Origin of the sequence: Bifidobacterium sp. ESL0764 (assembly GCF_029395515.1) — a bacterium.
In the GTDB taxonomy this organism is placed as follows: domain Bacteria; phylum Actinomycetota; class Actinomycetes; order Actinomycetales; family Bifidobacteriaceae; genus Bifidobacterium.
Window position 1 is genome coordinate 627103 of record NZ_CP113919.1, and the last position, 22251, is coordinate 649353.

16 protein-coding genes and 1 riboswitch are annotated in these 22251 nt (G+C 59.7%); of the genes, 5 read left to right on the forward strand and 11 right to left on the reverse strand.

Annotated elements, in window-relative coordinates; genetic code table 11:
* The first annotated feature begins 1 nt into the window (after position 1).
* Positions 2-3514 carry an ABC transporter permease gene (locus OZX71_RS02185; RefSeq protein WP_277160334.1) on the forward strand — a complete coding sequence of 1171 codons (3513 nt, stop codon included), beginning with the start codon at positions 2-4 and terminating at the stop codon, positions 3512-3514.
* Between the two features lie 12 nt (positions 3515-3526).
* Here the strand turns inward: OZX71_RS02185 and OZX71_RS02190 are convergent, their stop codons facing one another.
* The 4 genes from OZX71_RS02190 to OZX71_RS02205 all read right to left on the reverse strand — a co-directional run bounded on the left by OZX71_RS02190 (position 3527) and on the right by OZX71_RS02205 (position 8159).
* The gene (locus OZX71_RS02190) at positions 3527-5344 is read right to left on the reverse strand and encodes a bifunctional hydroxymethylpyrimidine kinase/phosphomethylpyrimidine kinase (protein ID WP_277160336.1); all 1818 of its coding nucleotides are present in this window, start codon (positions 5342-5344) and stop codon (positions 3527-3529) included.
* A 74-nt stretch (positions 5345-5418) separates the two neighbouring features.
* Positions 5419-6438 carry a hydroxymethylpyrimidine/phosphomethylpyrimidine kinase gene (locus OZX71_RS02195; RefSeq protein WP_277160337.1) on the reverse strand — a complete coding sequence of 340 codons (1020 nt, stop codon included), beginning with the start codon at positions 6436-6438 and terminating at the stop codon, positions 5419-5421.
* Position 6439: 1 nt separating this feature from the next.
* Positions 6440-7177, reverse strand: a complete 738-nt coding sequence (locus tag OZX71_RS02200) for a thiamine phosphate synthase (RefSeq protein WP_277160338.1) — start codon at positions 7175-7177, stop codon at positions 6440-6442.
* Between the two features lie 46 nt (positions 7178-7223).
* Positions 7224-8159 (reverse strand): hydroxyethylthiazole kinase, encoded by a 936-nt coding sequence (locus OZX71_RS02205; RefSeq protein ID WP_277160339.1) that lies wholly within the window; start codon positions 8157-8159, stop codon positions 7224-7226.
* Positions 8151-8272: riboswitch (TPP riboswitch) on the reverse strand. (Overlaps the previous gene by 9 nt.)
* 161 nt (positions 8273-8433) lie before the next feature.
* Between OZX71_RS02205 and OZX71_RS02210 the strand changes: the two genes are divergently transcribed.
* A complete protein-coding gene (locus OZX71_RS02210) occupies positions 8434-9489 on the forward strand; it encodes an acyltransferase family protein (protein ID WP_277160340.1) in 1056 nt (351 codons plus the stop codon).
* 141 nt (positions 9490-9630) lie between these two features.
* Here OZX71_RS02210 and OZX71_RS02215 read toward each other — a convergent pair whose 3' ends face one another.
* The 5 genes from OZX71_RS02215 to OZX71_RS02235 form a co-directional block, all read right to left on the reverse strand.
* Positions 9631-10260 (reverse strand): NAD(P)H-binding protein, encoded by a 630-nt coding sequence (locus OZX71_RS02215; RefSeq protein WP_277160341.1) that lies wholly within the window; start codon positions 10258-10260, stop codon positions 9631-9633.
* 457 nt (positions 10261-10717) lie between these two features.
* On the reverse strand, positions 10718-11452 hold the full coding sequence (locus OZX71_RS02220) for a TetR family transcriptional regulator (RefSeq protein WP_277160342.1): 735 nt from the start codon (positions 11450-11452) through the stop codon (positions 10718-10720).
* 81 nt (positions 11453-11533) lie between these two features.
* The gene (locus OZX71_RS02225) at positions 11534-12301 is read right to left on the reverse strand and encodes an ABC transporter permease (RefSeq protein WP_277145588.1); all 768 of its coding nucleotides are present in this window, start codon (positions 12299-12301) and stop codon (positions 11534-11536) included.
* Positions 12301-13467 carry an ABC transporter ATP-binding protein gene (locus OZX71_RS02230; RefSeq protein WP_277145587.1) on the reverse strand — a complete coding sequence of 389 codons (1167 nt, stop codon included), beginning with the start codon at positions 13465-13467 and terminating at the stop codon, positions 12301-12303. Before OZX71_RS02230 ends, OZX71_RS02225 begins: the two co-directional genes overlap by 1 nt.
* Before the next feature lie 94 nt (positions 13468-13561).
* On the reverse strand, positions 13562-13831 hold the full coding sequence (locus tag OZX71_RS02235; RefSeq protein ID WP_277160343.1) for a hypothetical protein: 270 nt from the start codon (positions 13829-13831) through the stop codon (positions 13562-13564).
* A 17-nt stretch (positions 13832-13848) separates the two neighbouring features.
* Here OZX71_RS02235 and OZX71_RS02240 point away from each other — a divergent pair, with 17 nt between their 5' ends.
* Positions 13849-16734 (forward strand): ABC transporter ATP-binding protein/permease, encoded by a 2886-nt coding sequence (locus tag OZX71_RS02240; RefSeq protein ID WP_277160344.1) that lies wholly within the window; start codon positions 13849-13851, stop codon positions 16732-16734.
* Between the two features lie 273 nt (positions 16735-17007).
* Here OZX71_RS02240 and OZX71_RS02245 read toward each other — a convergent pair whose 3' ends face one another.
* The gene (locus OZX71_RS02245) at positions 17008-18420 is read right to left on the reverse strand and encodes an FAD-dependent oxidoreductase (RefSeq protein WP_277160345.1); all 1413 of its coding nucleotides are present in this window, start codon (positions 18418-18420) and stop codon (positions 17008-17010) included.
* A 443-nt stretch (positions 18421-18863) separates the two neighbouring features.
* Between OZX71_RS02245 and OZX71_RS02250 the strand changes: the two genes are divergently transcribed.
* Together OZX71_RS02250 and OZX71_RS02255 are read left to right on the forward strand one after the other, a co-directional pair.
* Positions 18864-19766: a CrcB family protein gene (locus tag OZX71_RS02250; protein ID WP_277160346.1), complete on the forward strand. Its 903-nt coding sequence runs from the start codon at positions 18864-18866 to the stop codon at positions 19764-19766.
* A gap of 246 nt (positions 19767-20012) precedes the next feature.
* Positions 20013-20909 (forward strand): SPFH domain-containing protein, encoded by an 897-nt coding sequence (locus OZX71_RS02255; RefSeq protein ID WP_277145582.1) that lies wholly within the window; start codon positions 20013-20015, stop codon positions 20907-20909.
* A gap of 341 nt (positions 20910-21250) precedes the next feature.
* On the opposite strand, the gene OZX71_RS02260 is transcribed toward OZX71_RS02255, so the two are convergent.
* Entirely contained in the window at positions 21251-22096 is an 846-nt protein-coding gene (locus OZX71_RS02260) for a patatin family protein (protein ID WP_277160347.1), read from the reverse strand.
* Between the last annotated feature and the right edge of the window lie 155 nt (positions 22097-22251).

Genomic DNA, 22251 nt, shown 5'->3' on the forward strand with positions numbered 1-22251 from the left:
TATGACAGATAAATACACGAGGCGTTCGAGGTCAAGGCAGGAAAGCCCTGACACCGTACGATTCCGCGGTTCCAAACGGATGCTTTGGCACGATATCTGGCAGTCGTTTTCCAAATCAAAAGGCCGTTTCTTCTCCATCGTCTGCCTGGTGGCCTTGGGTTCCTTCGCGTTGGTCGGGCTTACGGTCTCCGGGCCTGATATGCGTGACACCGGCAACGCCTATTTCGCCGAGCATCATCTGGCCGATCTGAGCGTCATTTCCAGCTACGGACTCGATAAGGCCGACCGTCAGCAGATCGACAAGGCTCCCGGCGCCTCGCGTATCGAATACGGGTACCTCAAGGACGTCGTCGTGGCGCACAGCGACGAGAGCATCCGCGTGCTTTCCGCACCCAAAGAGGTCTCGACCTACCATCTGGTGAATGGTCGTATGCCGAAGACGCCGCGTGAGGTGGCCGTCGACTCGGCGCACCAAGGACGGTATCCTATCGGCTCCACGATGCATATCAGCGAAAAAGCGGATGCCCTGGGCCGTAAGGTCCTGCGTCACGACAGCTTCAAGGTCGTGGGGGTCGTGGATTCCACCGAGATCCTGAGTCACGTGAACAGCGGTCCTTCGACCTCCGGCTCCGGTTCGCTGGACGGGTACGCGGTGGTGACGCCGGGCGCGTTCAAATCCGACGACTATATGATGGCCAGGCTGACCTATACCGACCTCGACCATATGCGCGACCACTATTCTGCAGCTTACAACGATGCGTTGCAAGTGCATAAAAAGGCGCTTGACCGGATTCTTGCCGGACGTCCCAAGGCGCGGCGGCAGGCCATTGAAAAACAGGTCAAACCGCAGATTAATACCGGACGAAAGCAGGTCAACGACGCCAAAGCGCAGCTCGAAGGCGCTCGGCGGCAATTGAGCGACGCGAAAACTCAACTTGACAACGGCAATCAGCAGCTGGCCGATTCCAAGCAGCAGCTGGCCACGCAGGTCGCGTCGGCGCAGCAGCAGATCGCCGCAGCCCAAGCCAAGATTGCGCAGGGACAGAGGGAATACGATACCAACAAAGCGCAGTATGATTCGGGGGCTGCGCAGATTGCGGCGGCGAGCCAGCAGGTCAGCGATGCCTACGCGCAGCTGAAAGCCGGGCAGGCGCAGATTGATGGGAACTCGGCCAAGCTCGAGGCGGGCAAGAAGCAAGCTGATGATGCGGTCTCTCAGGTTATAGCCGCACAACAGAAGGTCACGCAGGGTATAGCCGCGTTGCAACAGCAGATTGCCGTCGGCAATGCTCAGCTTCCTTCACTTTCCGGTGCCGAGCACGACGCACTGCAAGCCCAGCTCACCCAACTCAATGCGCAATTGCAGCAGCTCCAATCCCAAGCCCAAGTCATCGCTCAGCAATACGCGGAGGCGACGCAAGGCCGTGATGCTTTCATCGACGGAACCTACAAGCCCGGTCTTGCTCAGATTCAAGCGGCACAGGCCCAGCTCGATGCCAAACGAGCCCAGGCGGATGCCGGCAATATCCAGCTTGCCCAAAAACAACAGCAACTTGCGGCGGCCAAGACAAAGCTCGACCAGGCTGCCGCACAGCTTGCGCAAGCCCGTTCCAAGGTCCAGCAGTCCCAGCAACAGTTGGCAGCCAGGCGGCAGCAGGCCCAAGCGCAGATCGACGCCGCGCAGACGCAACTGAGCGATAAAACCGGCGAATACAACGCCAAAAAGACCCAGTTCGACCAGGCCGAGCCCGGCGCGAAATCGAAGATCAAAGCCGCTGAGCGCAAGCTCGACGATGCCACCGCGATGTTGAACGCCGTGGACGCGCCGGTCTATTCCGTGGATTCCAAGCGCGAGACCCCCGGGGCCGACGGCTACAAGATCTACGATTCGATTTCCGTGATCGTCGATTCGCTGTCACGCATCTTCCCGTACTTCATGTATCTGGTCGCGGCGCTGGTTACGTTCACCACGATGACCCGTTTCGTCGACGAAGAGCGTATCAACGCCGGCACGCTCAAAGGGCTGGGCTATTCCGACCGCGATGTGATGAAGAAATTCGTCGTCTACGGTTTCATCGCCTCGATTCTGGGTGCGGCAATCGGCATCTTCGCCGGACATACGCTCCTGCCGATGATCGTCTACAACGCCTACAAGGTCGGCTTCAACGTGCCGATTATCCGCCTCGGATTCCACTGGCAGGTCACGTTGCTTGCCTTTGTGCTGGCCATGCTGAGCGCCGTGGTGCCGGCAGTATGGAGTGCGGCCCGCGAGCTGAAGGAACGGCCGGCCGCGCTCATGCTGCCAAAACCGCCGAGCGCCGGGTCCAAGATCCTGCTGGAACGCATTCCCTTTATCTGGAACCGCCTGAACTTCACCCACAAGGTGACCGCACGCAACATCTTCCGCTATAAACAGCGCATGTTTATGACGATTTTCGGCGTGTGTGGTTCGGTGGCGCTGCTGACGGCGGGATTCGCGGTGCAGGGTTCGATCTCCGGTATCAACGAGCACCAGTTCGGCGGCGTGATGCATTACAATCTTATCGCTGCACAAAACGCTCACGTCACTGACCAGCAGAGCAGGGCCATCGATCGCCGACTGGAGAAACCGGATATCAAGCGTTCCATGCCCGTGTATTACGAGTCTGTGAGCAAGGTCGCCGGACGCAACGGCGACAAGCAGGCCGTGACCATGATCGTGCCGCGTGACACTGCGGGCTTCAACGACTACATCAAGCTGAATGCGCGCCGTGGCCACCATCCGTTGGCGCTTGAAAACAACGGGGCCGTGATTTCCGAGCGCTTCGCGAATCTGGTGCACGCCAAGAAGGGCGGCACCGTCGACTTCCAGAACAGCGCCGGAACAACCTACCGCGTCAAGGTCACCGGTGTTTGCGAGATGTATCTCGGCCACTTTATGGTGATGAGCCCCGCGGCCTATCGCGCGGTTTTCGGGCAACGTTACGCCACCAACGCCTATATGGTCACCTTGCGCGACGGCAGCATGGCCAACACCAAGCGGCAGGCGGCCTCGTTCATGCGCTTGGGGGGCATCCAAGGCGTGGTGCAGAACACGACCCTGATGCACCAGATCGACGTCGTGGTCAAGGCCTTGAATCAGATCATGTGGGTGCTGATCATCGTGGCGACCATGCTCGGCGTAGTCATCCTCTACAACCTCACCAACCTCAACGTCTCCGAGCGCGTCCGCGAGCTGTCGACCATCAAGGTGCTGGGCTTCTACAACGGCGAGACCACGATGTACATCTACCGTGAAACTATCCTGCTCTCGGCGCTCGGCATCGTCGTCGGCTACGGATTCGGCGCGTGGCTGCACCGCTATATCATCACCGCTGTCCCGCCGGACGACGTGATGTTCGACCCGTCGATCGGCTGGCTGCCGTTCGTGGTGCCGGTGGTTGTGGTCGGGCTCATCACCGCCGCGCTGGGATGGTTTGTCAGCACCAAGCTTAAACGTCTTGACATGCTTGAGGCGCTGAAGTCCGTCGACTGAAAACTTGACCGGTCAACGGCTGTGGCGGGTCAAGGCCTGATTGAAGAAACGGTATTCGTGTTCGGTCGAGCCCAAGGCGGCATCCATCATCCGGTGGTAATCGGCCATGGACGAGTCGGCCGCCAGCCTGTCGCAGATACGCAGTTCCTCGAGCGTGCGCGAGGCGAAACCGGGGTCGGCGTACATACCGATCCACAGGCCGTAGGGGTGGTGGCCGAGGTCGAGCCTGCGCTCGCGGACCTGTGCCTGCATTTCCTGGCCGACCACGGAATAGACCCAATAGCAAGGCATGAGAACGGCTACCAGCGCGGAGTAGGAACCGGTGTCGGTGAAGCGGTGTTCGTGACCGAGGTAGGCGGCGGTCGTCTCGCTCATCGGTGCGCGTTCGGTGCTGAAACCGTGCTCCCGATACCATTGTCGATGGAACGTCAGCCCTTCCTCCAGGCCGTACGAAGCGGCGTCGGCGAAGAACGCGCGTTCGTGCGGGTCGGCGGCACGGCTGCTCGCCAGCGCCAGCAGCGAGGTGTAATCGGTCAGGTAGATGTCGTCCTGATGCAGGTAGAACGAGAAGTCGTCAAGCGGCAACGTCCCGTCGAGCATGTGTTCGAGGAACGGCATGGTGGCGATGCGCTCGCGGATTTCGGCGGTGCGGCGCCAATAGTCCTCGGTGAAGCTCAGTCCGGTGGGGGAGTGCTGCCAAGTGAAATCCACGGGTCCGTGGCCGTGGCCGACGTGCAGATTGTCGGCGGCGGCGATGGCTCCGGTCATCCACGACTTGGCCCGTTTCGCGGTTTCGATCCAATCGTCGCACTGTGGACGCAAGGCCGCCAACGTGCTGGAAAGCGTATCGCCGGTGCCGTGCACGTTGCGGGTGCGAACGGCCGCGCCTTCGACGCGGGTGACGGTTACCGATACCGCCGGCTGCTTCGAAACGGGTCCGGTCGGTTGATCGGTTGTCGTTGTGTTGTTTGTACCGGTTTCGCCGTACGATGCCGGAACCGCAAGGATATCGGTGCATTCCGCACTGCCGTTCAACGCCAAAGCCCCGCCCTTTGCGTAGACGGCGACGCCGAAGTGGATGGCCACGGATGTCGCCAGCTGTTCCATGTCTTCGTAGGATTTGGGGGCATGAGGAACCGGAACATGGTGTTTGGTTTTGGCTGGCATATCGGGCGAAATGGTGGTATCTGAAGGCTTGTTTCCGGCAGTTTTATCGTGCGCACTGTCGCTGTCTAATTTCGTCTCATGGCTCATCGCGTCGAGAGCGGCCAGTTCCATCGCATTCGGCGTGATGATGTCGGCCAGCGGAATCAAGGTGGTCAATGCCGCTTCGGCCTCGGCAGTGAGCAGACTGTCGCCGGACTTGGCGTACATCACCGGATCGAGCACGACTGTGGGCCGGCGTTTGCCGCGAGCCTCATAATCCTGCAGCAGCGCTTCCAGCCATTTTCGTACGGTATCGACCAATTCCGGTGTGCCGAGCATTCCGATTTTCATGGCGTCGATATCCGCATCGTCGCTCACGGCCTTGAGCTGGGCGAGCAGGAACGACGGCTCGACGTTGACGATATCGGTGACGCCTTGCGTGTTCTGCGCCAAGATGCTGGTCATCGCCGCATAGCCGAAGACGCCTTGCGCGGTGAACGCCTTCATATCCGCCATCGTGCCAGCCCCGCCGATCGGGTCGGAGCCTTCGATGGAAAGCACGCGTAGGCGGGAAGGCAGGGTCGTGCCGAGGTTCTTGTCGTAACGTTGCTGCATGTTCAGCAGCTTGGCGATGGCCTGTTGTGAATCGTTGTTGCATGTGGTTGTCGTATTATTGGTATCCAATGGTTCTGAATGCTCCCGAATTCGATTGCAATGAGTATAACGAGCAGTATCGTTGATCGCCCAGTTCTCTCTATCTAGTTTTGGCTGTTGCGCCAAGCCCATGCGTGGTCCATCGGCCCTGAGCCGGCTCCGAGGTCGAGGCCGGCGGCGATGCAACCGGTCAGGTAGTCCTTGGCGTTTTGCACGGCCTTGGTCAACGATTCGCCTTTGGCCAGTCCTGCGGCGATGGCGCTGGAAAGCGTGCAGCCGGTGCCGTGCGTGTTGGGGTTGGTGATGCGGGTGTGACGGAACCACGTGTGCTCGCCGTTGTCGAACAGCAGGTCGTTGGCCGCGCCGTGCCGATGCCCGCCTTTGATGAGCACTGCACAGCCGCCACAACGTTCAGCGATGGTACGGGCAGCAGTGATGGTGCTCGCTTCGTCGCTGATGATGAGCTCGTGCGTTGGCGTGGAGCCAACCGTTGCAACCGTCTGATTGTTATTGTCGGTGTCGGCTGAATCGGAGGCGATGATTGTATCGCTCGTGTCGTTGATGTTGATTGGCTTTGTGGTGTTATCCGCCGTGTCGGCAGAAGTGTCGCCGCCGTCGCAGACGCGTTGAGTCCCAAGATTCGCGATGGTTTCGGCTTCGGGGATGTTCGGTGTCACTAGGGTGGCCAGCGGCAGAAGCTTCGTGCACAATGCGTCGACCGAGGCCTTGCTGCTCAACCTCTCGCCGCTGGAAGCGATCATCACCGGGTCGACCACGATGTTGGTGGCATTGAAGTGTCGGAGTCGATCGGCGATGACCTCGATGAGTTCGGCACTGGGCACCATGCCGATTTTGACGGCGTCGGGCCGGATGTCCTCGAAAACGGCATCGATCTGCTCGGCCAACAGCTCCGGCGACGTGGCGGCAGAGGCTCGCACACCCGTGGTGTTCTGTGCGGTGATCGAGGTGATGGCGCTCATCCCGTAGACGCCGCAGGCCATGAACGTCTTGAGGTCGGCCTGGATGCCGGCCCCGCCAGACGAATCGCTGCCTGCGATGGAGAGCACCGTCGGCAGTTGATAAAAGTGAACGCTGGAAGCGCTTTGCGTTGTACGCTGCGACATCTCAGAGGCGCTTGGCGCGTGTGGCGTTCCACGAGTCCACCATGGCCCGGGCAACGGCGTGCGGGTCGTCGGCGCCGGCAATGGCCGAGACGACGAACCAGCCGGCGGCCTCGGTCTGTGCCAGCTCCGGCAGGTCTTCCAGTTTCACGCCGCCGCCCACGACGATGGGGTAGCGCGATTCGCGGCATAGGCCGTTGATGGATTCGGTGTCCTGCGTGTGGCGCTGGTGATCGGCGCCGATGACGATGCAGTCTGGCTTGGTGGTGCTTGGATGCAGCGGCCCCGCGCCGATGTAGTCGATGGTGCCGTCGGGAAGCTCATTGGCGGCTTTGACTTCATCGAGCACCTTGCAGCTCAACCCGATGATGGCGTCCGGTCCGAGCAGCTTGCGCGCTTCGGCCGGGTTCATGTCGTCCTGCCCGATATGCACGCCGTCGACCTTGATGCCGGTATCGCGGCATTGCCAGGCCGCGTCGACGCGGTCGTCGATGACCAGTGGGACGGTTTCGGACGCGCCGGCCTGGGCGATGACCTCGGCGCTCTGTCGCGCGATTTCGACGATATCCCGGGCATCGCCGGGCTTGACGCGAATCTGAAGGAAGGTGATGCCACCGGCCAGCGCCTGTCGCACGATGTCGGGAACGGGCCGCGATTTGGTGTCCGCCGGTCCGAGCACGAGGTAGGAGCTCAGGTCGAAGTGCTTGCGCATGGATGCGAATGATGAATTGTTGACAGTCATAATTGGCTCGATTCTCTGTGGTCAAGTAATACGCTGTGTGGTGTATTCAGGCGAGGATCGGCGAGACGGCGATCTGCGCGGGCGTGGTCGACCAGAGGCCGTCCAAGAAAGCGACCTGGAAGGAACCCGGACCGTGCGAGTTGGCCTCGCCGGTTTCGCTGGCGCGGTTATAGAGGGCGCTTGCGGCGAGGGCTGCGGTCAGCGGGTCGGCGACGGCCAGATAGGTCGCGGTCACACCGCCCAACGAGCAGCCGGCTCCGGTGATCTTGGTCATCATCGCACTGCCGCCGGGCAGACGATAGGTGTGCTCGCCGTCGGTGACCAGATCGGTTTCGCCGGAAACAGCCACCGCGCCTTGGCCCTGAGCGTCGGACTTGGCGATGAATCGGGCCAGTGCCTTGGCCGAGGCTTCAGCCGCTTCGACGTCATCGGCAGATTCCACACCGACCGGCCCGCTGGATTGCTGTGCGGCGCTGTCCGTCGCAGCTGTAGTATCTTCGCTCATCGGCAGCTCCCACATCTCGCGCAGCTTGATAACCTCGGAAGCGTTGCCGCGGATGATGGTCGGAGGCACCGCCTTGAACGATTTCAAAATGGCGGTGCGCGTGGTTCCCATTCCCGCAGCCACCGGGTCGAGCACCCAGCGGTGGTGGTCGGCGTGGAATTTCTCGGTGATTGCTTTTAATGCATCCTTGTAGAACGGCAGCAGCGTGCCCACGTTGATGTAACTGGCTCCGCTCGCCGCCTCCCCGCCCGCGATGTCGTCGGGCAGGAAGCTCATAGCCGCGGTGCCGCCCGCCGCCAGCTGGGCGTTGGCCACGAGGTTGATGGTCACGAAGTTGGTGAAGGACTGTGCCAGCGGCGTGGTGTCACGCACGGTCTGTGCGGCCTTGCGGATATTCGAACGCAACGGGTCGTCCGCCGCCAGATCCTTGAGATTGCCGAGATTGTTGTTTGCTGATGAGTATGCGTCATTGACCATATTCGCGTCTCCCTACGATGGTATTAACCAACAGGTTCCAAGGGTCGAGCGTTGTGCTCGTCTCAACTTGCGCGCACGCCGAAGCGGTCCCGCAGGTTCCCCTGCACTTACAGCTCAAGACGCTATGCGCTTCATTGGACAAGCGGTGGATTCTGCCGTCACGGTCTGGAAGCGGAGTATGCGTCTGTCGCGGATTTGGCAGGGAGGCAAGGGGCGACGATATACTGCAGACGGTTGTTTGCGGCAGTTGATGATTGGACACAGGAGATTGGCTATGGCCTCGAGAATACGATATTTCGACATTGCGAAAGGCATTGCCATGATATGCGTGGTCCTTGGCCATAGCGTGCTGATGGTCGTGCCGATGAGCGGTGCGGCCCGGCTGGTCTATATATTCTGTTTTTCGTTCCACATGCCGTTGTTCTTCATACTGTCGGGCTATTTCATGCATGCCGACCGTCCCTTCGCCTGGCGCAAGGAATCCCGTGAACTGTTGCTCACCTATGCGCTGACCGCCGCCGCGGTGGTGGTCCTTCACGCCGTGCTTGCCTTGGCCCTGCACCACGATACGGCCCATGTCACGGGTACCTGGCTGCTCGCGGCGTTGTACGGTTCAGGTGCGAATACCGGCAACGAGTTGATTGCGATGTCCAGGAGTATCGGGGCCATCTGGTTCCTTCTGGCGCTGTTCTGGGCCCATCTGCTCGTGCATATCGCCTACCGCTTGCCTGCCACGCCTTTGTGGATTATTGGATTCTTCGCGCTTGGATATCTGTCGTCCCGTTATGCCTGGCTGCCGTTCAGCGTGCAGGCGGGGCTGACGGCGTCGTTGTTCGTGTATTTGGGATGTCTCGGGAAACGGTTTGACGTCATCGGGCTTTTCCGCCGTTGGCCAGTCCTCTGGCTGCCGTCGCTGGCGGTATGGGGCCTGGCGATATGGAAATACAGCTCGTTCGGTTTGGCGACCAACGTGTACGGGCAGACCCCGTTGCTCTCCATCGTCGGATCGGTATGCGGCTCGCTGTGCATCATCGGAGCCTCGCAACTCGTCGATCGCTGGATACCGTACCTGAATACGGCATTGGCGTTTATCGGACGATACACGCTGGCGATTTTCTGCGCGCATCTGCTGGAAAACGATGTGCTGCCATGGGTCACCATCATGTCCAAGATCCAGCCGATTATCGGCTATCAGGCCGAGCCGTTCCTCATTTTCGCCGTCAAGTCGGTGCTGATTGCCGTCATGGCGCTGGTGCTCTACCGCATCCCCGCTATCAATGCCGTCTACTTCCCTTCACTGCGCAGAAAGCAGGCTGTGGTGAAAGGATAGGGCCTGCGGTGTGTGTGTTGAGCGGGTTTCAGGTCGAAAAGTGCGTTTTAGCAGACTCAAAACGCACTTTTCGACCTGACATATTGAAAAAGTGCGTTTTAGGAAACCTTAAACGCACTTTTTGACCTGATAAATAACCGATTACCAGCGTACGGAGATGCGCTCGCGGTCGTGCGGATGGTCGGACTCGATCTCGTCGACCATGGCGATGGCGTAGTCGGCGTAGCTGATGGCGCTCTTGCCGTCCGCGTCGGTGGTGTAGTCTTCGCCCGCAAGCACGTAGTGGCCGGTGCGCGGGCCCGCGGCCTGGAAATCGCCGGCGGGGCTGATGTAGGTCCAATGCACGTCGTCGCGGCGGCGCAGAGCGTCGAGCGCCTTGCCCATCGCCAGCGGCACGCCCTTGATCTCATCGGGGAACGAATCCGAAAGATGGGCCGTGTGCTCCTTGTTGGTGTAGAGGCTGCCTGCGCCGCCGACCACCAAAAGGCGCGCGTCGGTGCCGGAGAGGATGTCGGACAAGTGCTTGAGCGAGGTGCTGTATTCGTCGAATTTCGCCGGGTCGAAGACGCCGAAGGCGCTCACCACCGCGTCGAATCCGGCGAGGTCGTCGGCGGTCAAATCATAAAGATTCTTGATAATGGCGTGCTGGGCGGCGGTCTTGTTCTCGCCGCGTACGACGGCGGTGACGTCCATGCCGCGATTGACGGCTTCGTCGACGATGCGCCGTCCGGCCTTGCCGTTGGCGGCGACTACTGCGATGTTCTTGCTCATGATTGGTTCCTTTGTTTTTGCGGCGCTTGGGTGGATTCGACCCCCATCCTGGCGTCAAAGTCTGTTGTTGCACTGATATGCGGCGCTACTTGTCACTGTAATGTCAATCGAGGCGCTGTGTGGGCTGTGGATTAGTGAGATAGTAGATATATCGCGTAAACGCTGGTATTCCAAGCGAATGAGCCATTGTTGACTGTCGGTGGAATATGCCATGGGGCGAATGCGGGTGAGCCGGTAGACCATATGAGGTGAAGCGACATGTGGCTTGTCGGGGTGGAACGAGCGTTGACCGCATTGATGGCAGAAATCAAGGTTGTGCCGTTGCCGTGACTTGACCGCTGTGCACTCCGGGCCTGAATGGGAATTCGAACTTCGTGTGGGGTGCGTTGACGTCGGCTGGCAGTGATGAGGGACGGCGAAATCCAAGGTTGTCAGGCCGTGATGGTCGTCGATTGCGCTATTGCCCCCGTCGGTTCGTCGACCCGTCGTTCCAGCCTTCAATCAGCGCGTCGAGAGCCTTGCGGTATTCGGCTTGCATGCTCCATGGGTTGTCGGTGTCTCTCAACGGTGCCAACAACATGGCCAGTTCGGGGGATTGGCGCATGGCTTCCTCGCGGGTCTCGTCGGACGGTTCGACGCTCGATCGCCCGGTGTCGCCGAACGGAGTGACGGCCTCGGCCAGCACATAACCGGTGGTCAGGATGGTGGCGCCTTGGATCAGGCCCAGCAAGTCCGTGGGTTGATTTTCGTCGGCAAGTATGGGTATGAACGGTTTGATGGCCTCGGCGAGGAGCTGATATTGCTCCAGGGTGTCGATCGGGTGCGTGGCCACCAAAACGGCGGCGTTGGGGTGGCGCAGCAACGTGGTGTGCAGATGCAGCGCATAATAACGGATGTATTCGTGCCAATCACCGCCTATTCGGGCGATGGAATCGGCATCCTTGTTTACTCCTGAAAGCGTTTCTCGCCAGATCTGTTCGGCGATGCCGTTCAAAAGGGCATTTTTGTCGGGCAGATGGCGGTACAGGGCCGTGTAGGAGACGCCGATGCGCTTGCCCAGTGCTCGAAGGCTCAGGCCGTCAAGGCCGTCCTCATCCACGATGGCCAGTGCGTTTTTCAGAAGCGTCTCGCGGTTGAGCGTGGCCCTGCCTTTGCTGGCGCTGGATTTTCCCGCTTCGGCTTTGCTTGTCATATGCTCCCCGCTTATCCGTTGTCCGGCTTCCGATACTGGTAAGCCCAATCGGAGAGCCGGGCAACGGACACGCCTCATTGTCTAACGGTCTGTTTTGGCCTGCCTGTGGAATCCGATGAGCACCAACAACGCCAATACTACGCTCACGGCCACGATGATGCCCGTCGGTTTGAGGGTATCGCCGACGTGCGCGCCCTTGAGGCTGATGCGCTCGATGGCGTTCAAGGTCCAGTAGATCGGCGAGAGCTTGGCTATGGGCTTGGCCCAGCCGGGGAAGGTGCTCACGGGGGTGATGGCCCCGCCGACGCAGGCGGCGAACATGCCGATGAGCACGGAGATGGAGATGGCCGTCATCTGCGAGTTGGCGAAGAGAGTGATCGCGACGCCGAAGAGCGTGACCATCACCAGGAACACCGCCGCGGTCAGTGCCAGCGCCCAGAAGTCGCCGTGGATGCGATAGCCGTCGATGGGCACGGCCGCTGCGACGACGATGATGAACTGGGCGACCTCCATCAGCAGCGCCACCACAATCTTGCCGGCCACGACTTGCCCGACCGGAGTCGACGAGACGCGCAGCCGGTCCCACGTGCCCCATTTGCGCTCGTCGAAGAACATCTCGACGATGAACTGCACGGTGAAGAAGGCGAAGAGGATGGCGAAGGCGGGCACGGCCAGCTCGGTGCCGTTGACGTTGCGATAGCCTTCGGCCAGCAGGGTGTTCTTCATGCCCGGCACCATGAAGGGGGTGAGCATGATCGGCACGGCGGTGTCGATGAGGAAGGCCGCCGGGTCGTGGGCCTGCAGGGTGAGGTTCAGGCGCGTGGCGGCGCCAATGCGTTGAAGTGACATCAGTCGTTCTCCTTCATGGTTGGCGTATGGTTGTTGGCGGTGTTATCAGCGCTGTTGCGCGCCATGGCTGAGACGCTGGAATCCTTTACGGCCCCGTTCGGGGCGTTCTTGGTGGATGCGGTGACGACCTCATCGCGGATTTCGGAGTCGGTGGGTTTGCTGGGTTCGCTGCTTGTGGTGACGGTATTTATCTGAGCCGCAATATCGTTGATACCTTTGCTGTCGGGCTCGCTGATGATGTGATGGTAGGCGTTCTCAAGGCTGGCCCGAGTGACTTTCACGTCCGACAGCCTCAGGCCAAGACGGTTGGAGACGGTTGTCAGCTGGGCGAGCGCCTCGCCGGGGCCGCTCTTTCCATACCGACGTTCCAGGTGGGCGTCAGCCACTGTCCAACCGGGTATGTCTGGTTGTGTGCCACCTTCGAACGTCGCCTCGATCACCGCTTCGGCGTGCCGGTCGATGACTTCGCGTTGTGTGCCGCTCTCGACGATTTGTCCGCCGTCGAGGAAGGCGATGTCGGCCCCGAGTCGTTCGAACTCGTCGAGATAATGACTGGTGTAGACGATGGCGGTGCCTTCGGCCGCAATGGCTTTGACAGCCTCAAAGATGCTGGCCCTGGCGTCGATATCCGCGCCGACGGTCGGCTCATCGAGGAACAACAGGCGTGGGTGGTGTACAAGAGCGATGGCGGTATGCAGGCGGCGTTGTTGGCCGCCGGAAAGCCGGGATGCCTTTTGCTTGGCTTGAGATTCGAGGGAGAAGATCTCGAGCAGTTCGCTTGCGCGGGCTTTGGCGCGTTTTCCGCTCAATCCTTGCAGCATGCCGAAGTTCACGAGATTCTGCATGGCGGTCAGCTGCGGGTAGAGGCCCAGTTGCTGCGGAGCCAGCCCGACAGCGTGTCCGAGTTCGCCGGATTTCGAGTGCTTGACGTCGATGCCGCAGACCGTCGCCCGCCCCGAACTCTGCCGGCTCAGGCCGGTCAGGATCGAGATAAGCGTCGATTTGCCGGCGCCGTTGCGTCCCAGCAACCCGAGCATCGAGCCGTAGGGGAGCGCAAGATCGATGCCTTTGAGCACTTGATGGTCGCCGAATGATTTCTTCAGATGATGACAGTCGATCGCGAGACCATGTTCGGTGTCGCCCTGTCTGATGTTAACAGCGTTCACATAAACGATGTTAACATTGTTCACAACGAGGGCGGCTCTGTTCGCTCACGGCGATAATCGGGTGCTCTGTGTGAGCGATATCGGACTCATCGCGTCAAAAAGCGGCAGCCGCGCCGCCTTTCTCTGCTTTTCGACGCAGGGAAGTGTGTGATTGCGTCAAAAAGCAGATTGCAAGGGTGATAACGCTGCTTTTTGACGCATCGCATTGACTCAGCGCGTTCAAAAGCAGATTCCGCACGTGGTTTTCCTGCTTTTCGACGCGGCGGCGCAATTTCTCCATACCGCTCGCCGACGGCGAACCGGGCCGTGCGTCGGGGTAAAGTGGCAGGACGACGTGCGGTGTGGTGAAGACACGCACATACATAGAGGCGGCGGGAATTCGTGCTACAGATCAAAGACATCAGCAAGCAATACAAGACCGGTGATTTCATTCAGAAGGCGCTCGACCACGTGAGCCTGACCCTGCGCGACAACGAGTTCGTCGCCATTCTGGGCCCGTCCGGTTCCGGCAAGACCACCCTGCTGAACATCATCGGCGGGCTCGACCGCTACGACGACGGCGATTTGGTGATCAACGGTACGTCGACCAGGAAATACAAGGACCGAGACTGGGACTCCTATCGCAACCACACGGTCGGCTTCGTCTTCCAGAGCTACAACCTCATTCCGCACCAGACCATCCTCTCCAACGTCGAGCTGGCCTTGACGATTTCCGGCGTCTCCCGCGTCGAGCGTCGCAGGCGTGCCAAAGAAGCCTTGGAAAAGGTCGGCCTGGGCGAGCATATCAACAAGAAACCAAACCAGCTTTCCGGCGGTCAGATGCAGCGCGTGGCCATCGCCCGTGCGTTGGTCAACGATCCGAGCATCGTTCTCGCCGACGAGCCTACGGGAGCGCTCGATTCCGAGACGTCCGTGCAGATCATGGACCTTCTGAAGGAAGTGGCGCAGGACCGCTTGGTCGTCATGGTCACCCATAACCCCGACCTCGCCCATCAATACGCCAACCGTATTGTCGAACTCAAGGACGGTGTGATTCGTGGTGATTCACGCCCCGTCGAAGCCGAAGAAATGGCGGACGAGAAGCCGGCCGTCCACCGCACGATGGGTAAGGCCTCGATGTCCTTCGCCACCGCGGTGGCCCTGAGCTTCAACAACCTCAAGAGCAAGAAAGCCCGTACGATCCTGACTTCCTTCGCCGGCTCGATCGGCATCATCGGCATCGCGCTGATCCTTTCGGTCTCCACAGGCGTGAACCGGTATATCGCCGACATCCAGAAGGAGACGCTGACCTCGTATCCCATCGAGATCAACGAGCAGACCTTCGACATGAACAAGATCATGAACACCGCCCAGGCCAGCGCCGATGCCAAGAAGAACGAATCGGGCAAGAGCCGCAACGGCATCTATCCCGACGATTCCAGCATCAAAGGCGCCTCGTCGATGACTTCCGGCATCACCACCAACAACCTGAGCCCCTTCAAGCAATATCTTGACAAGCCGGGCAACGACGTGCGCAAGTATGTCGGCGACGTCGGCATCCAATATTCCTACGCCCCCAAATTCTCGGTATTCACCCACGATTCGAAAGACACGCTCGTTGACGTCAGCGGAGTGAAAGTCGGCGGGGCACAGGGCATGCAGAGCGCGGCCAGCACCATCGCCGGGCTCAACTCGTCCTCCGGTGATATCTCGAACCTGCAATCCAAACAGATGGCGATGCTGACCGGCAAAACCGACGCCAACAAGGCCCCCGATGCCTTCGCCGAGATCATGCCCGGCGAGCACGCCGACAAGCAGCCCATCAGCTCGGTGATCCGCGACAACTACCGGATGGTCAAAGGCCACTGGCCCAAGTCAAGCGACCAGGTGGTCCTCGTACTCGACAAGAACAACCAGATCCCGCTGACCCAGGTCTACGAGCTCGGCCTGCTTCCTTCAGCCGACTACAACGACATGATGAACCGGCTCAACAGCGGCGAAAAGGTCAAGACCGACACCAAGCGCATCGACTATTCCAAGGCGATGAACCAGTCGTTGACCTTGCTGCCCGCAGCCGACCAGTATGTCAAGGGCGCGGACGGCCATTACAAATATGTGGGCAACGACGCCGACCAGATCGGCAAGCTCATGGACTCCGGGTCCGCGGTGAAACTCAAGGTCGTAGGTGTCATCCGTGCCGATGCCAATGCCAAGACCACGCCGTTGGCGCCGGGAATCGGTTACACGCGCATGCTCACCGACCAGCTGATCGACCACGCGAAATCCAGTGAGATCGTGGCCGCACAGAAGGCCGATCGCACCCACAACATCTTGAACGGCATGACCTTTGCGCCTTCCGACGACGCGACGAAGGCCGCCAACGCCAAGGCCTACGTCGCCTCGCTGCCCGTCTCGGACCAGGCGAACATGGCCAAGACGCTGATGACCCAGGCGCCCGGCGGCATGGGAGCGGCGAGTGCCGACCAGTCCGCCGACGTCACCCGGCAGCGTAATGCCGCTGCGGCCGCCGCCGGCAATGCCGCCGTGGCCAGCAACCCGCAGGAGGCGATTTCCGGCATGGGCGAGCAGCAGGTGGCGCAGGCCTTCAGCAACTATCTCGCCACGGCGCCCGAGAACATGCTCGTCTCGATCTACAACCAGTACGTCTCCACCGGCACCTACTCCGGCAATCTCGCCGATTTCGGCGTCATCGGCCGCGACGCCCCGAGCTCCATCAAGATCTACGCCGACAGCTTCGACGCCAAGAACGATATCGAGGACGCCATCAAGCGCTACAACGACGGCGCGAAGAAAAAGGACCGCATCGTCTACACCGATTATGCGGGCCTGATGATGAACTCGGTGACCACCATCATCAACGTCATCACCTACGTGCTGATCGCCTTCGTCGCGGTCTCGCTGGTGGTCTCCTCGATCATGATCGGCATCATCACCTACATCTCGGTGCTCGAGCGCACCAAGGAGATCGGCATCCTGCGCGCGATGGGCGCCTCGAAGCACAACGTCTCCACGGTCTTCAACGCCGAGACGGGCATCATCGGCCTGTGCGCCGGGGTGATCGGCATTGTGGTCACACTGATATTGATCGTGCCGGGCAACGCGGTGATGCACCACTTTATGGGCACCGACCAGGTCAACGCCGCGCTGCCGCTGACCGGTGCGATCGTGCTCATCGTCCTTTCGGTAGTCCTCACCTTGATCGGCGGGCTCATCCCGTCGCGCAAGGCCGCCAAGCAGGACCCAGCCACTGCGTTGCGCACCGAGTAGTTTGGCTGGCATCGGCGTCCGTGCAGAGATAATCACGAAAATGTGCCGTTTTCTGTGATTATCTCTGCATCTCGCACGAATCTGCAGAGATAATCACATTATTCGCCCTGATTCTGTGATTATCTCTGTATCTCATACGGATTCGCGGAGATAGTCACGATTTCGGCTCTGATTCTGTGAGTGTCTCTACATCCCTTACCAACAGTTCGGCCCCGCCAGCAAGTCAGGTCTTGTGGGCGGGGCCGAATGTCTCGTTGGTATTGTGACGCCGGACTAGCGTTTGCCGGCCTGGAGCTCACCGCTGCGCTTGGCTGCGGCGGTCATGGCCAGGGAGCTGACGAAGTTGACCGGCTTGTCGAAGTTGGGCTGGAAGAGCATGTCGGTACCCGCCAGCTGGTCAACGGTGAATCCTGCTTGGATTGCCACGGAGATAAGGTTCGCGGCCATTGAGATGTCATGCTTCGCTGCAAACTGGGCTCCGAGAATGCGACCGGTGGCGCGTTCGTAAACGATGGTTGCGATGACGGGAGTGGTGGAAAGCATGAATTCCGGACGGTAGTTTTCCTCTATGGTGACAGCATCCGCCTCGATATGACGCCGATTGGCCAAATCGAGGGTCATGCCGCTGGAGGACATCGACAGATCGTAGAGCTGGATGGCGCTGGTAGCCTGTGTGCCGGCGTATTCCTTGGTGGGCTCTTCGATGTTTTCTCCGATCAGCGACGCTTCGCGGATGGCGTTGGTGGCCAGGGGACGATATTCGTCGGTGTTTGTCGGGTTGTAATGCACGGTCGCGCAGTCGCCGGCGGCGAAGACGTCATCGAGGATGTCGTTTTCGGGGGTGGCGGCACGCATGTATTTGTCGACGATGATGGCACCGTAGCCAAGTGTGCGCAGCTGGGCGGAGACGAGGCTCGTGTTCGGCACGAAACCGGCCCCCAAGACGGCCAGATCAGCGGTATATTCCCCGAGTTCGGTGACGACGGTGACCCTGGATTCAACGCCGTCGCTGCCGAACTCGGGACGGAAAGCGACAACCTTCTGATTCATGGCCAAGGTGACGCCGTGGTCCTTGAATGCCGCCTCGGCCTGATCGGTGACGTTTTCGTCGTAGTTGTTGTCGAGTACATGCGGCAGGGCGTCGACCAGCGTGACCTTGATGCCGCGGGTGCTCAGCTGTTCGGCGAGCTCGCAGCCGATATATCCGGCGCCGACCACCACGACCGACTTGATGCTCTTCGTGCGTTCGACGATGCGCTTTCCGTCGTTGTAGTCTTTGCACAGCATCGCCTGGCCGTTGTCCAATGCTTCGCGCAGGCCTTGGATGAACGGTGTGGCGGGGGAGGACCCGGTGGTGATGACGAGTTTGTCGAAGCGGTATTGCTTGGATTTGCCGGTTTCGAGATCGGTGGCGTCGAGTTTTTTGCCTTTGACGTTGATGTCGTTGACCTCATGACGCATGTGCATGTGCGCACCGGCCTTTTCAAGCTCTTGGGGCGAGGTATAGAACATCTTTTCCGTGCTGCTGACGTGGTTGCCCACCCACAGGGCGATGCCGCAGGAAAGGAAGGAGACGGTGTCGTTCTTTTCGAATACGTCTACCGTCCAGTCGGGATGGTTACGAAGAATGGAAGTGGCGGCAAACGTTCCGGCGTGCGTGCAACCAATGACGGCGACTGTAGTCATGAAAACTCCCTTTGACGATTTCCAGGAACCCTGTATTACTTCACAAAAGGGTGATGCTTGTCCTTTTCAAATATAATACCTAAAAGACTCGACGGTTTCGTTGCGGTTATGGATTGGTTAAAACGTTTTAAGTTTGATTTCTCAGCCGAATTCATACCTTGAAATACGATAACGGCAAGTATTTTGCGATGGCCCACGATAAATGTCGAATTTTTACATATCGTTCCTCGCAAGAAGCGCATACCGGATTTTTATGTATATGACATTTGCCGACTGCTGTATGTATGACGTCGATTGTCGGCTTGCCGAGATACTTTTTGGGGGACCATGAATGATGCTTTCGGCTCACCGATGTTCAGCGCATGCACCCATCGACTCCGGACGCAGTGTCGAGGGTATGAGAGGCGGTGAGCATGGGCGGTAAGGCGAAAACTGTCAATGCAATGTCTGCCATGATCGCGATAAGCCTTGTCGTCGGAGGGGCCTGCGGTTCCTTGGTCCGCTTGGCTTTGGGCGCGATGCCGCCTGTCGATGCAGCCTGGCCTTCGATGACGATGGGCATCAATCTTTCCGGGGCCGCCTTCCTCGGATTTGTCACGGCGTATATGTCCCGTCTCGGTGCGGATATCGGAACGTGGAAGGTGACGAGACTTGGCCTCGGCACCGGCCTGATCGGCGGGTACACCACGTATAGCACGTTTATGCTTGAAGTCGCGAAGCGTGTCAATGGCGGACATTTGGGCGTTGCCGTGTCGTATCTGCTGGGCAGCGTAATCTTCGGTCTTTTGTGCGCGATGTTGGGGTTGAAGATCGGCGAGGTCTTTGGCAAACGCCGCGTCAGGATCAACGCATCGCAGCCTGTCGAATTCAGCGACTCGGCAGAACCCGATCGCCGCCCATTGATGACGGTCGCTTTCATCATCTTCTTCTGTTTCGTCCTTCTGGCGCTGTTGTCCGATTGGGGCCACTGGCGGGAAGGCGGCGCGTTGGTCCTGTTGGTCGTGGCCTCGCTGCTTGGCGGTCTGGGTGCTTTTGCGCGCTACGGCGTCGATGCGTGGGTCAACAGCCATATCCGTCTTCCCCTTCCCTGCGGCACGATTGCCGTCAACCTTACCGCGAGCCTCGCGATGGGCCTGGTGACCGGTTGGTGCGCGAGAAATACCGGATCGTCGACGGTGCAATATCTTCTTGCGTCGGGGCTCCTTGGAGGTTATTCGACGTTCAGCACCGCCAGCGTGGAAGGGGCGAAGCTGATACTCGGCGGCAAACCGGGTTGGGCTTTCATCCACACGGCCGGCATGATGGCCGTAAGCCTGGGGCTTCTGCTGCTTGGCATGCTGGTCTAGGTTGCGGATGAGGTAAGGTTTCGATTTGGCTCCGCGTCGCTGTCATGGCCGGAGATGTGGTATGGAATTTTCTTTTGACGCGCAATCCGTCGACTTTTCAATATTGGTCTTTCTGCCTCATGGGCTATCCATACGCAAGGCCCTTAGGGGTTCTGGTACGCTTGACTAAAGGGTGCCACATGACCGATGACGTGGTGGCGGCATTGCTTGTGTTGTTGTGAAGGTTAAGGGTTGGAAAGGAAAATCATGGTAGGACTTATCTTCCTGATTGTCGTTCTGGTAATCATCATCGCGCTCATCATCGCCGGTATTTTCGTGGTGCCGCAGCAGCAGGCGTATGTCATCGAGCGTTTCGGCAAGTTCCTGAAGGTGCAATTGGCCGGTATTCATCTCAAGATTCCGTTCGTCGACCGCATCGCCACCAAGACCAACATGCGCGTCAACCAGCTGAACGTCAAACTCGAGACCAAGACGCTCGACAACGTCTTTGTCACCGTCGTCGCCTCCACGCAGTTCCGTGTCGATCCCAACAACGTGGCCACCGCATACTACGAGCTGCGCGATCCGGCCGGCCAGCTGCGCAGCTACGTCGAGGACGCGTTGCGTAGCGCCATCCCCGCGCTCTCGCTCGACGACGCGTTCGCCAAGAAGGACGACGTGGCCGCCGACGTGCAGAAGACGGTGGGCGGCGAGATGGCGAAGTTCGGTTTCACCGTCGTCAAGACGCTGATCACCGCCATCGACCCGAGCCCTGCGGTCAAGACCGCGATGGATTCCATCAACGCCGCCCAGCGCGAGAAGGAAGCCACCCGCCAGCGCGCCGATGCCCAGCGCATCCAGATCGAGACGCAGGCCACCGCCGACGCCGAAAAGACCCGTCTGCAGGGCGAGGGTCAAGCCAACTACCGCCGCGAGATCGCCAACGGCATCGTCGACCAGATCAAGAGCCTGCAGGCCGTGGGTATGAACATCGCCGACGTCAACAATGTGGTGCTCTTCAACCAGTACCTCGACGTGATGCGCTCGCTGAGCGAATCTGGCAACGCCAAGACGGTGGTGCTTCCTGCCTCCACGCCCGGCGGCTACCAGCAGCTCTTCGACGAGGTCACCAAGGCCATGGTCACCTCCAACGAGGCGAAGTAGAGACGGATCGGCAAGGTTCGCGACAAGGTCCACAATTTTGCTGATTTGTGAGCGGAGTCACAATTTGTTTACTATAATGGACAATATTGGTCAAGATGTCCAAATATTTGGACAATTGGCCTAGGCACAACGTCGTGTCATTACGTTGGGCGGATTCCTCACTCATCTGTGGAGTCCGCCCAACGCTTATGCTGCCAATTGTTGAACATAGCGGTGCTGGGAAACTGCATGTGCGCCGCTGCGGCAGTCCGTTTTCCGGCAGGTTTGCATGTTGTTGCTGGGGGTGAATGGTCGTAAGCGGCTGTTTCCCTGCACTGGTATGAGATCGGTTCCTTCGGCCGTCAGCTGGCAAGAAACTTGGGGATGGCATCGGCCGCATCGAGTCCCTTGCGGTACATCGCTTCCAGGCCCTCGTCGGTCTTGCTCAGCGTATCGAGCCCGCACAGGTCGTCGGGTGCCAGGATCAGCACCTTGCCCTCGGCGGCGAGCTTTTCGGCGACCTGCATCTCCTCGTTGTAGGTGCGATAGCGGTTCTTGAGCCGTTCCGCGGCAGCTGGGTATGTCCGCTTCAGCAGCGCTGCGGGCGCGGCGTCCTTCTTGGCCTCGCGCACAAAATCACGCCGGTGGGTGAGGATGAGCACGATGCGGTCGTAGCCTTCGCGCACTGCCAGTTCGACCGGAATCGGGTCGGCGATGCCGCCGTCGTAATAGGGAACCCCGTCGATGACGTAGGGTTCGCAGGCCACCGGCACCGCGCTGGAGGCTTTCATGATGTCGTAGTCGTCCTGGTGCACATCCGACTTGTCGAAATAGCGCGCGTAGCCGTTGCGGGCGTCGCAGGCCACCACAGTGAACTTGGTAGGGGAGGCGGCGAAGGCCGGATAATCCACCGGATATTCGCCGTCGGAATTCGAAAGCGTGCCGTAGATGTAGTCCAGATTGGCGTAATTGTGCAGCTTGATGAAGTTGTCGGCGCTCGCGTATTCCTTGCGGCTGGCATACTGCGTATAGAACGTATAGGTGCGTCCGCGCTGGCCGGAGATATAGGAGATCATGTTCGCGCTGCCCGCGGAGACGCCGTAGCACTTGTCGACGGCGATGCCGAGGTCCATGAGCTTGTCCATCACGCCCGCACCGAAAATGGAACGGAAGCCCCCGCCGACGTCGATCAAAGCAGTTTTCGTCATCTCTTACCTTCCTTCAAAGCCGAAGTCATGCTGTTTGGTTAACCGAGCATACGTCCGCCTTACGGACATTGTTTCGCCCTTGGCCGGAGGTTGTGCAAACGGTGATATGGTGACGAATTATCGCTTCAGGAAGGTCTGCGAGGCGCAAAGACGGG

Excerpts from the sequence above, each read along its gene's own strand:
- OZX71_RS02185 (WP_277160334.1), top strand. The coding sequence starts at position 2 with ATGACAGATAAATACACGAGGCGTTCGAGGTCAAGGCAGGAAAGCCCT.
- OZX71_RS02195 (WP_277160337.1), bottom strand. The coding sequence starts at position 6,438 with ATGTCGCAGCGTACAACGCAAAGCGCTTCCAGCGTTCACTTTTATCAA.
- OZX71_RS02200 (WP_277160338.1), bottom strand. The coding sequence starts at position 7,177 with ATGACTGTCAACAATTCATCATTCGCATCCATGCGCAAGCACTTCGAC.
- OZX71_RS02205 (WP_277160339.1), bottom strand. The coding sequence starts at position 8,159 with ATGGTCAATGACGCATACTCATCAGCAAACAACAATCTCGGCAATCTC.
- OZX71_RS02210 (WP_277160340.1), top strand. The coding sequence starts at position 8,434 with ATGGCCTCGAGAATACGATATTTCGACATTGCGAAAGGCATTGCCATG.
- OZX71_RS02215 (WP_277160341.1), bottom strand. The coding sequence starts at position 10,260 with ATGAGCAAGAACATCGCAGTAGTCGCCGCCAACGGCAAGGCCGGACGG.
- OZX71_RS02220 (WP_277160342.1), bottom strand. The coding sequence starts at position 11,452 with ATGACAAGCAAAGCCGAAGCGGGAAAATCCAGCGCCAGCAAAGGCAGG.
- OZX71_RS02225 (WP_277145588.1), bottom strand. The coding sequence starts at position 12,301 with ATGTCACTTCAACGCATTGGCGCCGCCACGCGCCTGAACCTCACCCTG.
- OZX71_RS02235 (WP_277160343.1), bottom strand. The coding sequence starts at position 13,831 with ATGTATGTGCGTGTCTTCACCACACCGCACGTCGTCCTGCCACTTTAC.
- OZX71_RS02245 (WP_277160345.1), bottom strand. The coding sequence starts at position 18,420 with ATGACTACAGTCGCCGTCATTGGTTGCACGCACGCCGGAACGTTTGCC.
- OZX71_RS02250 (WP_277160346.1), top strand. The coding sequence starts at position 18,864 with ATGTCTGCCATGATCGCGATAAGCCTTGTCGTCGGAGGGGCCTGCGGT.
- OZX71_RS02255 (WP_277145582.1), top strand. The coding sequence starts at position 20,013 with ATGGTAGGACTTATCTTCCTGATTGTCGTTCTGGTAATCATCATCGCG.
- OZX71_RS02260 (WP_277160347.1), bottom strand. The coding sequence starts at position 22,096 with ATGACGAAAACTGCTTTGATCGACGTCGGCGGGGGCTTCCGTTCCATT.